The 13,725-nt window shown below is 52.2% G+C and carries 13 protein-coding genes; 3 read left to right on the top strand and 10 right to left on the bottom strand.

Features of this window, described 5'->3' with window-relative positions:
• Both H8527_RS04845 and H8527_RS04840 read left to right on the top strand, forming a co-directional pair.
• Positions 1-193, top strand: a 193-nt coding sequence (locus H8527_RS04845; protein ID WP_187546100.1) for a hypothetical protein, incomplete at its 5' end; no start/stop codon positions are given.
• A complete protein-coding gene (locus H8527_RS04840; protein WP_187546099.1) occupies positions 181-846 on the top strand; it encodes a B3/4 domain-containing protein in 666 nt (221 codons plus the stop codon). The genes H8527_RS04845 and H8527_RS04840, both read left to right, overlap by 13 nt.
• Before the next feature lie 495 nt (positions 847-1,341).
• Here the strand turns inward: H8527_RS04840 and thrS are convergent, their stop codons facing one another.
• The 9 genes from thrS to H8527_RS04795 all read right to left on the bottom strand — a co-directional run bounded on the left by thrS (position 1,342) and on the right by H8527_RS04795 (position 9,612).
• Complete coding sequence (thrS, locus tag H8527_RS04835; RefSeq protein WP_187546097.1) at positions 1,342-3,291, bottom strand: threonine--tRNA ligase; 1,950 nt, start codon at positions 3,289-3,291, stop codon at positions 1,342-1,344.
• 136 nt (positions 3,292-3,427) lie between these two features.
• The gene (locus H8527_RS04830; protein ID WP_255498518.1) at positions 3,428-4,231 is read right to left on the bottom strand and encodes a glycoside hydrolase family 25 protein; all 804 of its coding nucleotides are present in this window, start codon (positions 4,229-4,231) and stop codon (positions 3,428-3,430) included.
• Positions 4,232-4,411: 180 nt separating this feature from the next.
• Positions 4,412-6,052: a diphosphate--fructose-6-phosphate 1-phosphotransferase gene (locus H8527_RS04825; RefSeq protein ID WP_187546093.1), complete on the bottom strand. Its 1,641-nt coding sequence runs from the start codon at positions 6,050-6,052 to the stop codon at positions 4,412-4,414.
• 96 nt (positions 6,053-6,148) lie between these two features.
• Complete coding sequence (locus tag H8527_RS04820; protein ID WP_187546092.1) at positions 6,149-6,844, bottom strand: tRNA1(Val) (adenine(37)-N6)-methyltransferase; 696 nt, start codon at positions 6,842-6,844, stop codon at positions 6,149-6,151.
• 92 nt (positions 6,845-6,936) lie between these two features.
• Positions 6,937-7,281, bottom strand: coding sequence for a 50S ribosomal protein L20 (gene rplT / locus H8527_RS04815; RefSeq protein ID WP_187546090.1), 345 nt, complete (start codon positions 7,279-7,281; stop codon positions 6,937-6,939).
• A 95-nt stretch (positions 7,282-7,376) separates the two neighbouring features.
• Entirely contained in the window at positions 7,377-7,574 is a 198-nt protein-coding gene (gene rpmI, locus H8527_RS04810) for a 50S ribosomal protein L35 (protein WP_187546089.1), read from the bottom strand.
• A 190-nt stretch (positions 7,575-7,764) separates the two neighbouring features.
• Positions 7,765-8,439 (bottom strand): translation initiation factor IF-3, encoded by a 675-nt coding sequence (gene infC / locus H8527_RS04805; RefSeq protein WP_187546087.1) that lies wholly within the window; start codon positions 8,437-8,439, stop codon positions 7,765-7,767.
• Positions 8,440-8,582: 143 nt separating this feature from the next.
• Positions 8,583-9,281 (bottom strand): LrgB family protein, encoded by a 699-nt coding sequence (locus tag H8527_RS04800; protein WP_187546086.1) that lies wholly within the window; start codon positions 9,279-9,281, stop codon positions 8,583-8,585.
• Positions 9,262-9,612: a CidA/LrgA family protein gene (locus tag H8527_RS04795; RefSeq protein WP_187546084.1), complete on the bottom strand. Its 351-nt coding sequence runs from the start codon at positions 9,610-9,612 to the stop codon at positions 9,262-9,264. Before H8527_RS04795 ends, H8527_RS04800 begins: the two co-directional genes overlap by 20 nt.
• A gap of 279 nt (positions 9,613-9,891) precedes the next feature.
• Between H8527_RS04795 and H8527_RS04790 the strand changes: the two genes are divergently transcribed.
• Positions 9,892-11,022: an FMN-binding protein gene (locus H8527_RS04790; RefSeq protein WP_187546082.1), complete on the top strand. Its 1,131-nt coding sequence runs from the start codon at positions 9,892-9,894 to the stop codon at positions 11,020-11,022.
• A 377-nt stretch (positions 11,023-11,399) separates the two neighbouring features.
• Here H8527_RS04790 and H8527_RS04785 read toward each other — a convergent pair whose 3' ends face one another.
• A complete protein-coding gene (locus tag H8527_RS04785) occupies positions 11,400-13,646 on the bottom strand; it encodes an inorganic phosphate transporter (RefSeq protein WP_187546080.1) in 2,247 nt (748 codons plus the stop codon).
• Between the last annotated feature and the right edge of the window lie 79 nt (positions 13,647-13,725).

Here is a 13,725-nt window from a genome sequence, read left to right as displayed (position 1 = left end):
CAACCCATCCTTCACCCCCTACCTCAAATTGGGTGGTGAGCCTCTCACCGACTTTGCTCGAATTGCCGATGATTTTCGCGAGCACCTCACCCTGCTCATCGTTGAAGTGCTCGACCCCTCACGCCCCTTCCGTCCCACCGACGACCCCAGAACCTGCACCTCCTGTCCCTACTACGCCCTATGCTTTCAATAATCCAATCGCCCGAATTTTCTACCCGCGTCCCTCACTTCCTCGGTGTTGCCATCGAAGCTCATGTACTCAACAGTCCCACTTCACCTGCTCTTTGGGAGGAAATGGTGCAAGCGGGAAAAACGATTGTCGCCTGCTACACCCCCGACACAATCAAAGATCATCCCGGCATCGCTGCCACCCGCTCTGCCTACAAAGCCTGCGGCAAAGACCCCTCTCGCTATCGCCCCGCCAGCGAGCAACTGGCGCGCCGCATCCTCCAAGGCAAGTCGCTCTATTCGGTAGATACGCTGGTCGACCTCGGCAACCTCGTCTCCATCGCCGCCGGCTACCCCACTGGCCTGCTCGATGCCGACCGCATTGAAGGCGAACAACTCACGCTCGGCATCGGGCGTGCCGAAGAACCCTACGAAGGCATCGGCCGCGGCCCTCTCAACGTCGAGGGTCTGCCTCTCTATCGCGATGCCTGCGGCGGCGTGGCCTCTCCCACCAGCGACAGCACGCGCACCATGCTTTCGGCCTCCACCACCCATCTGCTCTTCATCATCAACGGCTACGACGGTCACCGCCCTCGCATGGAGCACGCCCTCGCTCATGCCCTCGACCTCCTGCGCCGCTATGCCGACTGCCGCGAGGAGCACATCGTCTGGTTCTGACCGCCCCACCCTTTCGCAGCGATTGACCAGCGCAAGCCTCCTAAACCATCGCTATCATTGAGCTTTTAGTTCTTTGATAGCGATGGTTCTTTCCAAATGATGATTGATGCAGAGAGGGACAAGTTTGAGCATACCCACCTTGTGTCGTTTTGAGTTGTAAAGTGAAAAAGTGGAGGATGATTATCTCTACTCCTCATTGAAAGTTCAAGGGATGGGAGATATAGTCAACTGCGACAAGGATATTCTATAATTCAAGGTTTGGTTTATATAAACCAAGGTTTGAATTACATAAACCAAAGTTTGAATTATATAAACCAAACCTTGGTTTATAGTTTGCCCGTTAGCTGTTCAACTTTATCGCCTTGCGCGTCATAAAAAAATCTCGCGAATCGGATTTCGCGAGATGAGGGCGGAGAGATACAAGAGAGGCCGCATCAGTGCTCCGACAGAGCGCTGATGCGGCCTAAATAATACGGTAGAAAGAGAAGCGGAGCGTTAGAACTCGCCCATCTGCTCAACCACTTCGGTGCGTACGCGGGCTACGAAGTCGGCAATGCTCATCACTTCGGGAGCACCACCTTGCTGGCCTTGCACGCGCACAGCCACTGTGCCTTCGGCGGCTTCCTTTTCGCCCACAACGAGGAGGAAGGGGATGTGCTTCATCTCATTGTCGCGAATCTTGCGGCCAATCTTCTCGCTGCGCTCGTCCACGAGGGTACGTACGTCGGCGGCTTCCAAACGGTCGCGCACCTCACGCGCATAGTCGTTGAATTTGTCGGAGATGGGGAGCACAACGGCTTGGTCGGGCATAAGCCACAGGGGGAAGCGACCGGCGGTGTGCTCGATGAGCACGGCCACGAAGCGCTCCATCGAACCGAAAGGCGCGCGGTGAATCATCACAGGACGATGCTTCTTGTTGTCCTCACCGGTGTATTCGAGTTGGAAGCGTTCGGGGAGGTTATAGTCCACCTGAATCGTGCCCAACTGCCAACGGCGACCGAGGGCGTCCTTGACCATAAAGTCGAGCTTAGGGCCATAGAAAGCGGCTTCGCCATACTCGATTTTGGCATTGAGTCCTTTCTCTTTGCAAGCTTCGATGATGGCTTGCTCGGCCTTCTCCCAGTTTTCCTCCGAACCGATGTACTTGGCACGGTCGGTCTTGTGGCGGAGGGAGATTTGGGCTTCAAAATTGTCGAACTTGAGGGCTTTGAAGATGATGAGGATGATGTCCATCACGTTGAGGAACTCCTGCTTCACCTGGTCGGGGCGGCAGAAGATGTGGGCATCGTCCTGCGTGAAGCCGCGCACGCGGGTCAGACCGTGCAACTCACCGCTCTGCTCGTAGCGATAGACGGTGCCGAACTCGGCCAGGCGCAAGGGCAGGTCTTTGTAGGAGCGAGGCTTCCAGGCATAGATGGCGCAGTGGTGAGGGCAGTTCATCGGTTTGAGGAAATACTCTTCACCTTCTTCGGGAGTGGTGATGGGCTGGAAAGAGTCTTTGCCGTATTTGGCATAGTGGCCGGAGGTGACGTAAAGGTTCTTTGAGCCGATGTGGGGGGTCATCACTTGCTGATAGCCGAAGCGCTTCTGGATTTTCTTCAAGATGTCCTCCAAGCGTAGGCGGAGGGCTGTGCCTTTGGGCAGCCACATGGGCAATCCCTTGCCGACGAGGTCGGAAAACATGAAGAGCTCCATCTCTTTGCCAATCTTGCGATGGTCGCGGCGCTTGGCTTCTTCGAGCAGCGTGAGGTATTCGTCGAGCATCTTCTTCTTGGGGAAGGTGATGCCATAGACGCGCGTCATCATGGGACGCTTCTCATCGCCACGCCAATAGGCAGAGCTGACGGCCATCACCTTTACAGCCTTGATGAGGCCGGTGTTGAGGAGGTGAGGACCGCGGCAGAGGTCGGTGAATGCACCTTGCGTGTAGGTGGAGATATTGCCATCTTCGAGGTCGGCAATGAGTTCGTTTTTGTAGTGTTGCCCCTTGTCGCCAAAGAACTTGAGAGCATCGTTCTTCGAGATGGAAGCGCGCACCACATTCTCCTTCTTTTGCTGAAGCTCCATCATCTTCTTTTCAATCTTGGCAAAGTCGTCTTCGCGGATGGTCACTCCTTCGGGAGGCATCACATCGTAGTAGAAACCATTTTCAATGGCCGGACCGATGCCAAACTGGGTGCCGGGCCAAAGTTCTTGCATCGCTTCGGCCATAAGGTGGGCCGACGTGTGCCAGAAGGTGTGCTTGCCTTCTGCATCGTCCCACTTGTAGAGTGCGATGGTGGCATCTTCAGTGATGGGGCGGTTGAGTTCTACGGTCTTTCCGTTCACACCACAAGACAACACATCTTGTGCCAATCGGCTTGAGATGCTCTCGGCAATCTGTAGCCCCGTAACGCCGCTTTCGTATTCGCGTACGCTACCATCAGGAAACGTAATTTTAATCATAATGGATATGAAGTTTTTAGTTCTTGTCTATTTTCACGAGAAACGCAATCGTTTTATCTCCGCAAAGTTAGCTGTTTTGGGGCGAATAGCCAAATCTAACGCATAGTTTTACAGTCTGAACCTTTCTCCGGCTTTCCTATTCTGTCTCTTGAGGAGCTTCGTCATGCCCAATGGTGAGTTTACGCAAATCGTACATCGACCCATTGTAGATGTTTAGGTCTACTGCTGTCGATATGCCTTCGACACGTCCGAGGTCGGTATGCTGCCAGAACTTCCATTTGCCTTTGTAGCCCACTTCCTTGGCGTAGTAGTGGGCAATCCAAAAGGGATAGCGGTCAAATTCCTTCGTGTTGAGATGGGCGATTTTGAAGTTCAGCCCTGTGTAAATGATGGGGGGAGTTCCATATTTCTTTTCCAAGAGTTGCAACCATTCCAAAGCTTCTTTGCGCAGTTGAGCACTGGTCAGCCCCCCCTGTTGCTCAATGTCCAGCACGGGAGGTAGGTCGCCATCCTCAAGATGCACCTGCTGCATATAGTAGCGGGCCTGTACATCGCCGGAAACAGAGGGGGAAAAGAAGTGGTAGGCCCCACGAATCAGGCCGTATTGGCCGGCTTGATAAAAGTTTTCATTGAAGTTTTGGTCAAAAAGGCTTTTGCCCTCTGTCGCCTTGATGATGACAAACTCTATGGACTCGCCGGCCACCTTGGCACGTGCCACGCTTTCCCAATCGATAGTACCTTGGTGATGGCTCACATCTAAGCCGTGAATGCTATATCCGACGGGATAATCCACTTCGCCATAGAGCGCACGCCAACGGAGGGCGTAAGGGGCTACGGTATATTTGTAAAAAACAAAGCCATAAACCACAGCAGCTATAATCGCTCCTATCCAAACCACACGCTTATAGCCATGTCCGAAAGAGCGCTCTGCCCAAGACAAACTCCCCTTTTTACGAGACTTCGTTGTTCTCCGGGTTCTTTTTCGGGACGAAGCATGAGTCTTTCGCGTAGTTGTTCGTTTTGAGGTGGGCATTATCTAACAGAAAAAAGAAAAGGAGCACGAACCATCGGAACTCAATTCCAATTGTTCGTGCTCCTTGGATATGTCTATGCTATGGGGTTATTTAGCTTGTTCGAGGGCAAGGGTACGCGTGCACTGATCGCAAACCTCCGTGAGTCCCCAGTATTGAATAGGACCAGGGTAAACGAAAGCAGTTTGCTCTGCCCATGCTTCGCGTTGTGCTGCGAAAGCCTTGAAGGGCGCACCATCGAGTTCCACGAGTGCCTTGCGAATCACGGGCTTCATTTCGCCGTGACGACGCTCCATATTCATCATCATCGTGATGGGCACACCGCCAGCCACCCATTCTGCTGCAGGAGCAGTGGTGTTCTTCACGATAGCCATGTAACCTGTCTTGTCGTTGGCCACGAGTTGTGCAGCGGAAGCACCGAGAGCATAGCAGTAGTCGGCATCGAAGTTGGAGGGAGCTGCGCAACGTCCTTCGTAGCCGAAGAAGTGGTGGAGGGCAGCGAACTTGCCCGTATATTTGCCTTCCTTCTTCCATGCAGCGAGCTTTTCAGCGACCATTTCAGAGAGAAGCTTTTCTGTCTCGATGAGCGATACTTGCACGTTGCCGTGGGGGTCGCGCTCAGCGGTGAGTTGCTTGGCCACGCCTTCGGGGAGAGAAGCGTAGATGGCAGCGTTTTCAGCAGAAAGACGGCTGAGCACCCATGCGCGTTGGTCAGCAGCTTCCACTTGAGCAGCTTCGGGAGTAGAGAGGAGGTCGTTGAGTTCAGCGATGAGCTTCTTCAAAGAAGGAATGAACTCGATGAGGCCTTCGGGGATGAGCACCGTACCGAAGTTGTTGCCAGCAGCAGCGCGCTTAGCCACTACTTCAGCGATGTAGGTCACTACGTCGTCGAGGCTTTGTTCCTTAGCTTCTACTTCTTCAGAAATCAAGCACACGTTGGGTTGCACTTGGAGTGCGCACTCAAGAGCGATGTGAGAGGCAGAGCGACCCATGAGCTTGATGAAGTGCCAATATTTGCGAGCAGAGTTAGCATCGCGTTGGATGTTACCGATTACTTCGGCATAAGTCTTACAAGCAGTGTCGAAACCGAAAGAAGTTTCGATTTGGTCGTTCTTCAAGTCGCCGTCGATGGTCTTGGGGCAACCGATTACTTGCACGCCATACTTTTGAGCGGCATAGTATTCAGCGAGGACGCAAGCGTTGGTATTGGAGTCGTCGCCACCGATGATTACGATAGCGTTGAGACCGAGTTTGCGGATTACTTCCATACCCTTCTCAAACTGAGCCACTTCTTCGAGCTTTGTGCGACCAGAACCAATCATGTCGAAACCACCCGTGTTGCGGTATTCATCGATGAGGGCGTCGGTCATCTCGATGTAGTTGTGATCAACCAAACCTCCAGGACCCATAAGGAAGCCGTAGAGTTTAGAATTGGGGTTTTGCTTCTTCAAGCCATCATAGAGACCGCAAATCACGTTGTGACCGCCGGGAGCTTGACCACCAGAAAGGATGATACCGATGTTGATGGGAGCATATTCCTTCTTCTCGTCCGTAGGTTCGAAATTGACGAGGGGCATGCCGTAGGTGTTGGGGAAGAGAGCTTTGATTTCTTCCTGATTATCCACACTTTGCGTGGGAGCACCTTCTACGATTTTCACGTTGCCACGAAGACCTGCGGGGAGTTTGGGCTGGTAGGCTGCACGAGCGATTTGCAATGCGCTTTTTTCCATAAGTTTTATTGTTGTAGTAAGATTGATTTTCTGCCTACAAAATTACGGAATAATCAGAGAACCACAAAGTAAACAAATGAATTTTTGAGCCTCCACTTAGAGATAATACGCCTCACAAAGTTGTTGATAAGCAGGGCTACGTCCTCCATCTTGCATCAAGATAAGTTCATCCCTTTTCGGTGTTTCCTCCACTTTCCCCTTCAAGAACTGCAAGAGCACACGCTTGGGCGGCTTGTAAGCTACCGTTCGCACATCGGTTTGTCGCACCAAGGTGAGTCCGACTTGATTACACAAATCATGAAAAAGCGTTTGTTCACTCTTGGGAAGAATCACTTGCAGCGTCCCTTTTTCTTCAAGCAACTCAGCAGCGCGTTCTACAAAATGCGGAAAAGGCAGCGCTGCCGCATGGTGCCGTGCCTGTGCCCTTTGACGATGCGGAGAGTGCAAGGTCTCTTGAAAGAATGGCGGATTGCTCACAATTGCTGTTATCGAAGCTGCAAATGTCAGGTCGAGAAAATCGGCATTTAGCACCGTGATTCTATCTGAAAAAGGAGTGTTCTCTACATTCTCTTTGGCTTGAACTGCAGCCGGTGCATCAATTTCAATGGCTGTGAAGTGCATCTTTTCAAAACGTTGTGCCAACATCAGGGAAATCAGCCCACAGCCGGCTCCGACATCCCAGCAGACACCTCGGTTGGGCAGGTCGGCCCATGCTCCTAAGAGCACACCGTCTGTGCCCACCTTCATGGCACAAGCCTCATCGTGAATGGAGAATTGTTTGAAACGAAACATAGATAGAAAAACTAAAAAGGCGTCTTCAATAAAGAAGAACGCCTTTCGATTGGATTGGGAATAGTTGTTAGTTGTTCGACTAAGCCGATAGATTACTTAGCCTTCTCAACAATGGCTTTGAAAGCCTGAGGGTTGTTCACAGCGAGGTCTGCGAGCACCTTTCGGTTGATTTCGATACCTGCCTTGTGGAGAGAACCCATAAGTTGAGAGTAGCTCATGCCTTCGAGGCGAGCTGCAGCATTGATACGCTGAATCCAGAGAGCACGGAAGTTGCGCTTCTTGTTACGACGGTCGCGAAAAGCGTAGGTAAGACCTTTTTCCCAAGTGTTCTTGGCAACGGTCCACACGTTCTTGCGGGCACCATAGTAACCGCGGGTCAACTTGAGAATTCTCTTGCGCTTAGCGCGAGATGCTACATGATTTACTGATCTTGGCATAGTAGTTTTGTTTTTGACTGCCGGCGGTTTGCGGATAGCTTACTCTTGATGTGCCGGACATTCGATGAATAAATGACTGTTGGTAAAATGGAGAATTAACGCAAGCAGAGGAGTTCACGCACTTGGTTCTGGTCGACAGTAGCAATCAGGCCCGTGTGGCAAAGGTTACGCTTTTGCTTCTTGGTCTTCTTCGTGAGAATGTGACTGTGGAAAGCGTGCTTTCTCTTGATCTTACCGGTTCCGGTGAGCGTGAAACGCTTCTTTGCGCCGGAATTAGTCTTTACTTTAGGCATTTGTTTGTAAATTAAAGAATTAAAGAATATGTGCGGCTGCGCATACCTGGCACAGCGCGCGACGTTTGTCAAACTTCGAGGTAAGCGCCTTGACGGATGCTTTTTAGTGATGTATGGAAACTGGGGTAGTTCCGCCAAGAATCACTCGTTGTTTGCTTAGGTTTCAATTAAGATAAGGAGGAGCTTTTCGTTAGAAATCTTCACCTTCTACCTTCGGGCCGGCATACTCGCGACGCTCTTTAATCTTAGGCGCCTTTTTGATAGGAGGAGTTGAAATCTCCGTTGCTTCTTCAGCGATGAATTCCTCAACCATGGCTTCATCCTTTCTGACAGGAACTTTCTTGGGAGCAATGAACATAATCATACGCTTGCCTTCAAGCACCGGCATAGACTCTACCTTGCCGTATTCTTCAAGGTCATTGGCAAAACGAAGCAGCAACACTTCTCCTTGCTCTTTGAACAAGATGCTGCGACCACGAAAGAAAACATAAGCCTTCACCTTATCGCCTTCGGTCAAAAAGCCTTTGGCGTGCTTCAACTTGAAGTTGTAGTCGTGATCATCGGTTTGAGGTCCGAAACGAATCTCCTTCACCTCCACCTTGACTTGCTTGGCTTTCAGTTCCTTCTGGCGCTTCTTCTGCTGATAGAGGAATTTGGAGTAGTCTATCAATCGACAAACAGGCGGTTCGGCATTCGGGCTAATCTCAACGAGGTCCACCCCTTGTTGCTGTGCCAAGCGAAGAGCATCACGCGTGGACATCACGCTGCTCTCGGTGTCGTCACCCACAATACGCACCTCACGAGCACGGATTTGCTCATTGACGCGGTATTGCTGTTTGATTTTATCGTTCTTATTAGGTCTCAAATGTCGATAAGTTTTAAGTTTGTAAATCGAAGGACTACATTTATTTTGCGTGCAAAAGTACACATTTTGTTCCTATCGGCAAAGCGTTTAGTTAAAAAACTTTCGCTTTGTCGCTCGCTTTTGCGCTTGAGTATGCGATATGTTTACCAAATCCATCCCATCATCTTCAGTACGATAGGGGTCAGAATGGCGGTGAGCACACCGTTGGCGATGAGGCCGAGACTGGCGAATGCACCGTATTTTGCACCATTCTCCATGGCGCGCGAGGTGCCCACAGCGTGGGAAGCCGTCCCCATGCTCAGTCCTTGAGCAATGGGGCTTTTCACACGGCCGATTTGCAACACTTTGAAGCCGGCCACTGCGCCAAACAATCCCACCACAACGACAATCGCTGCGGTGAGCGAGGGGATGCCGCCCTGCGCACGACACACTTCCATCGCAATGGGGGTGGTCACACTCTTGGGTGCCAACGAAACCACCACGGCATCGCTCGCCCCCATCAACTTTGCAACCACAACGACCACGACAATACCGACCACACAACCCACCATCTGCGAGAGAAGAATGGGAATGAGTTGCTTGCGAATGACTTTCAGTTGCAAATAGAGCGGAACACCCAACGCCACAATCGCGGGTTTGAGCCAGAAGTCAATTTGCGCTCCTGCATGAGCATAAGTGTCGTAAGATATGCCCGTCATCTTCAAAAAGAGGATGAGGACGGCAATCGTGATGAGGATAGGGTTGAACAAGACCCAGCCCGTGCGACGTTGCACCCACTTTGCCGCCATAAAGGTGGCAAACGTCAAGGCGATGAGGATGAAATTATTTTCTAAAACGGACATACTTTCTGACAATTTGATGTGTCCACCCCGTGATCAAAAGCACGGCTATCGTGCTCACCAAGGTGGCAATGACAATCGGCCAAAACTCTTTGGCAATAACGTCGAAATAGAGCATAAGCGCCACACCGGGCGGCACAAAGAAGAAACCGAGGTTGCTCAACAAGAAATCGGAAATGCCTTTCACCCACTCCAGTTTAATCCAACCCATCTGCAAGAAGGCCGTGAGCAACAACATGCCCACAATACTGCCCGGCAGACTCAATCCGGTGAACCAGACAATCAATTCCCCCAAGGCCATACAGCCAAAAAGGAAGGTACATTGTTTTACCATTTTATAGTTGTGTGTATTGGTGTTTTACGCCCCGCCCTTGCACTGCCAAGGGCGGAGTTTCTAAAATCGTGAGCAAAATTACAGAAAAAGTAAGGAACAATCGGAAGTCGGCTTAAAAAAGAGCAAATAAAAACAACAACAACCTCCTTTTGCTTTGTCCACTAAAAAAACCTTCGTATTTTTGCTCAATGCCGATGGGCAAATCTCACTTTCATCTCGCGGTTGATAAAGAACAGGGTCTGCCTCTTTCTTTGCCCCCTTAACAAAAAAGAGAATAGCATGTTTTACAGACAAAGAACAAAGTTGCACCGGTACTTCACTCACCGTCCCCAACCCCAAAAGCCTTGGCGGCACTTCCTCAATGTCGGCTTCTCCCTCTTAACCGCTGCTTTGATGCTGATAGTGGTGGTCCTGCAGCGCGATGGAAAAGTGTGGGGCAAGGAGCTGCACCCTGTGCCCTCCACAGCCCAAGCCGACACGCTCACCACTCTGTCCGATGGCAGCCTGGTAGTGAATACGTCCGAACTGGGTAAGGACATCATCGGCTACGGCGGCCCCGTTCCGCTCGCCATCACCATCAAGGACGACACCGTGCGCAGCATCACGGCACTCGACAACAGCGAAACGCCCGATTTCTTTGCCGAAGTCAAACCGCTGCTGAAACTTTGGGAAAACCGCTCGCTCTCCGAAGCCGACACTCTGAAAGTCGATGTCGTGAGCGGTGCCACCTACTCCTCACGCGCCCTTATCGATAATGTGCGCACCGGTGTGCACTTCCTGCGCGACTATCAGAACACCCACAGTTGGTGGACGCAAGTGGACTTGTCGCCCAAGTTTTGGGCTTCGCTTCTCGTTGTTTTGCTGGCCGCGACCCTCCCCTTGTGGGTGCGTAACCGCATCTATCGTCGGATTCAACAACTGCTCAACGTGTGCGTGCTGGGGTTGTGGACGGGCACATTCCTCAACTACGCCGCCTTGCTCAACTACACCGCTAACGGCATCAATCCCATCGTACTGCTCGTGCCGACCATCATGCTCGTCACAGCCTTTGTCTATCCACTCTTCGGCAAAAAGTCCTACTATTGCTCCAACGTCTGCCCCTTTGGCGCGGCCCAAGACCTGATGGGGATACTCACCCAGCGGAAAAAAGTCATCCCCCGCCGCGCTATAAAGGCGCTCAACCTCTTCCGCCAACTGCTGTGGGTAGCGCTGATGCTTTGCATGTGGACCAGCCTATGGTTCACCTGGGTGGAATACGAAGCCTTCTCAGCCTTCATCTTCGAGTCGGCCTCTCCCATCGTCATCGGGATTGCCTTTGTCTTCGTGTTGCTCAGCCTCGCCATCCCGCGCCCCTACTGCCGCTTCGTCTGCCCCACGGGCACACTCTTCAAAATCGCACAAAAGGGATAAGCCGACACCGATCACCATCGTCCGGCGTGCCCCCGCTCTCCATCTTTTACTCCCCTCTGAAAGGCCACCACTCTCCGGTGCCTTTCGGGAGCTGCTTTATTCGGGACAGAGTGTTGCACATCAATCTTGGGCTTAGGGCTTTTCAAAGAAGGCTTAAGAGCTTTTCGTTGATGGCATTGGCCAGCAAGAGCACAGCCACATCCGCCGGGTCGGCCATAGTCTGGCGCTCCCCAAACAAACATAACATGCTGCAACACAAAGCCATCCACAGCATTACAACAGGCGACCGCAAGGGGATGAAAAGCAAGAGGCCGTGCCAAAACTCAAGTTTTTTTGGCACGACCTCTTTTCTGATGAGAAGTAAAAGATGCGCGGGATTAGTCCATAAAACGCTTGTCAGCACGCAGGAGGTGGCGTGCGTGAGAGATGATTTCCTGCGTTTCCTGCAAGGTGCTCAAGTAGAGGAGCGCCACTTTGAGGTTGCTGTCTTCCTTCTGGATGCGGTCTTGCAGGTTGTGACGAAGCTTGGAGATTTCGCTCTTGAGAGCGTTGCCCTGCACGAGGATTTCGTCGCTGTTGGCATAGTTTCCACTTTCGATGGCCGTCTGGATTGAGAGGAGGAAAGCGTCGGCTTGCTGAATGATGGGGCGGAACTCGCGCACAAATACGGCAGGGAGCGGATTGAAGTTGTTGTCGACGTGCTCCACAACGGGTTCGAACATACGCTTGAGGCCATAGAGAATTTGCGTCATACTGTTGGCGCCGAGGTGGAACCACGTGTTCTTCTCCACCGCCAAGAGGGCGTCAATCTTCCGCATACCGAGGATTTCCTTACGGCGATAGCGCTTCCAGTAGTCCTTCTCGTCGGAGAGTTCGGAAGCGGTGGTTCGGAGGATGCGGATGTTGTCGGTCATCAAGCCTTCGGCAATCCCGGTGAGTGCGGTACGTGCAGCATTGAGAATGCGCACCTGGGTTTGGGAGATGTGCAGGCAAAGCATGTTCCACACTTCCTTTTTGTCACGGCAGGCCACCATTTCGCGGAAGAGGGTGTCGACATTTTCGCTCTGTGCCTGCTTCTTCTTGAAGCGGCGGTTGTTGTTGATGAGCGTAAAAGCGATGAGGGCGATGATGCCGAGCATGGCCACAAAACCTCCGAGATGATTGAGCGAGGCGATGATGAAGGCCATGATGAAAGCAGCTCCGGCGGTGATGAACCAGCCACCAATGACGGTGATGACACCCGTGATGCGATAGACAGCGGTCTCACGTCCCCAAGCACGGTCGGCGAGCGAAGAACCCATGGCCACCATAAAGGCCACGTAGGTCGTGGAGAGAGGGAGCTGCCAAGCCGTGCCCACCGTGATGAGGAAGCCCGAGAGGACAAGGTTGACGCTGGCGCGAACTTGGTCGAAAGCCACGCCGGGTTCGGCATCGGACTTCTCGGTGTCAAAGCGGAAGTTCAGCCAGCGCTTCACCGAGAGAGGAATATGCTTCGTGATGCTCTTGTTGAAGTTGAGCACACCGCGCACGGTGCGGCGGGCCACCTTCGAGGAGGAGAACACTTCTTCCGTCTCGCTTTGGCTGGCGAGGTTGATGGTGTTTTGCACCACCTGCTGTGCCTTTTTCGATGTCCAAATAGCGATGGTCATAATCATGCCCGCACCGATGAGAAACCAGCTCACGCCGGGTAGGGTCGATGGGCCGTCGAGGGCGGTCATCTTGTAGGTTGCAGCTGTGGCGCCACCACCGTTGGCCGTGAAGTCGAGGAAACTCTCCAAGCCGGCCAAGGGTACACCGATGAAGTTGACCAAGTCGTTGCCGGCAAAGGCCATGGCGAGGGAGAAGGTGCCGAAGAGCACAATGATTTTGAAGATGTTGATGTGCAGCAGATGCAAAAGTTCAACGAGGATGGTGAACCCGATGAACGAGTAAATGAGGATTTGCATCGGGTGCTCGTTGACAAAATGCCCGAAGCCGCTACCTTGCACCATCGGTGAATTGCCCAACCCCTTGGTGACGAGGAAGTAGAAGATGATGGAGATGGAAGCACCACCGTAGAGGGCGATGGTCCAGCGCAGGTGCTTCTTGTATTGGAAAGTGAAGATGAGGCGCGTAATCCACATCACCACCAAACCAACGACAAAGGCGATGGCCACCGAAAGAAAGATACCGATGATGACGGTGAGGGCCTTGTCGGTGTTGATGAGGTCGGAGTAGCTTTGTCCTGTTTGGAAGATGTTCATCAGCGCCAAGGCCGAAGAGCCGCCCAGCAGTCCAAACACCATTGACACGGTGGTCGATGTGGGCATGCCCAAGGTGTTGAAGATGTCCAGCAGGATGACATCGGTGGCGCTCACGGATAGGAAGATGCACATCACATCGGCAAAGGAGTAGAACTCCGGTTGCAGAATGCCGTGGCGCGCGATGTCCATCATGCCGCTTGACGTGGAAGCACCGATGAAGATGCCGACCGCCGCAACGAGAAGGATGACCTTGAACCGCGCGGCCTTTGCTCCCACTGCGGGCGAGAGGAAATTGACCGCATCATTGGCCACGCCGACACTGAGGTCGAAGATGGCCAAGATAAGCAGGAAACCAAGAATTCCTAAATAAAAGAAGTCCATAAAAAAAGTGTTGGGTGAAGTATTGCGTGGAAGATTGTAATACCATAATTTGTGTGCAAAGATACTCTTTATCGAGAAA

It is taken from the genome of Alloprevotella sp. Lung230 (genome assembly GCF_014385435.1).
In the GTDB taxonomy this organism is placed as follows: domain Bacteria; phylum Bacteroidota; class Bacteroidia; order Bacteroidales; family Bacteroidaceae; genus Alloprevotella.
This window is presented reverse-complemented; position numbering and strand designations above follow the sequence as displayed.

Coding starts and splice junctions, on each gene's coding strand:
- H8527_RS04785 (WP_187546080.1), bottom strand. CDS start 13,646: ATGGACTTCTTTTATTTAGGAATTCTTGGTTTCCTGCTTATCTTGGCC.
- H8527_RS04820 (WP_187546092.1), bottom strand. CDS start 6,844: ATGTTTCGTTTCAAACAATTCTCCATTCACGATGAGGCTTGTGCCATG.
- H8527_RS04825 (WP_187546093.1), bottom strand. CDS start 6,052: ATGGAAAAAAGCGCATTGCAAATCGCTCGTGCAGCCTACCAGCCCAAA.
- H8527_RS04800 (WP_187546086.1), bottom strand. CDS start 9,281: ATGTCCGTTTTAGAAAATAATTTCATCCTCATCGCCTTGACGTTTGCC.
- H8527_RS04790 (WP_187546082.1), top strand. CDS start 9,892: ATGTTTTACAGACAAAGAACAAAGTTGCACCGGTACTTCACTCACCGT.
- rplT (WP_187546090.1), bottom strand. CDS start 7,281: ATGCCAAGATCAGTAAATCATGTAGCATCTCGCGCTAAGCGCAAGAGA.
- H8527_RS04795 (WP_187546084.1), bottom strand. CDS start 9,612: ATGGTAAAACAATGTACCTTCCTTTTTGGCTGTATGGCCTTGGGGGAA.
- H8527_RS04840 (WP_187546099.1), top strand. CDS start 181: ATGCTTTCAATAATCCAATCGCCCGAATTTTCTACCCGCGTCCCTCAC.
- thrS (WP_187546097.1), bottom strand. CDS start 3,291: ATGATTAAAATTACGTTTCCTGATGGTAGCGTACGCGAATACGAAAGC.
- rpmI (WP_187546089.1), bottom strand. CDS start 7,574: ATGCCTAAAGTAAAGACTAATTCCGGCGCAAAGAAGCGTTTCACGCTC.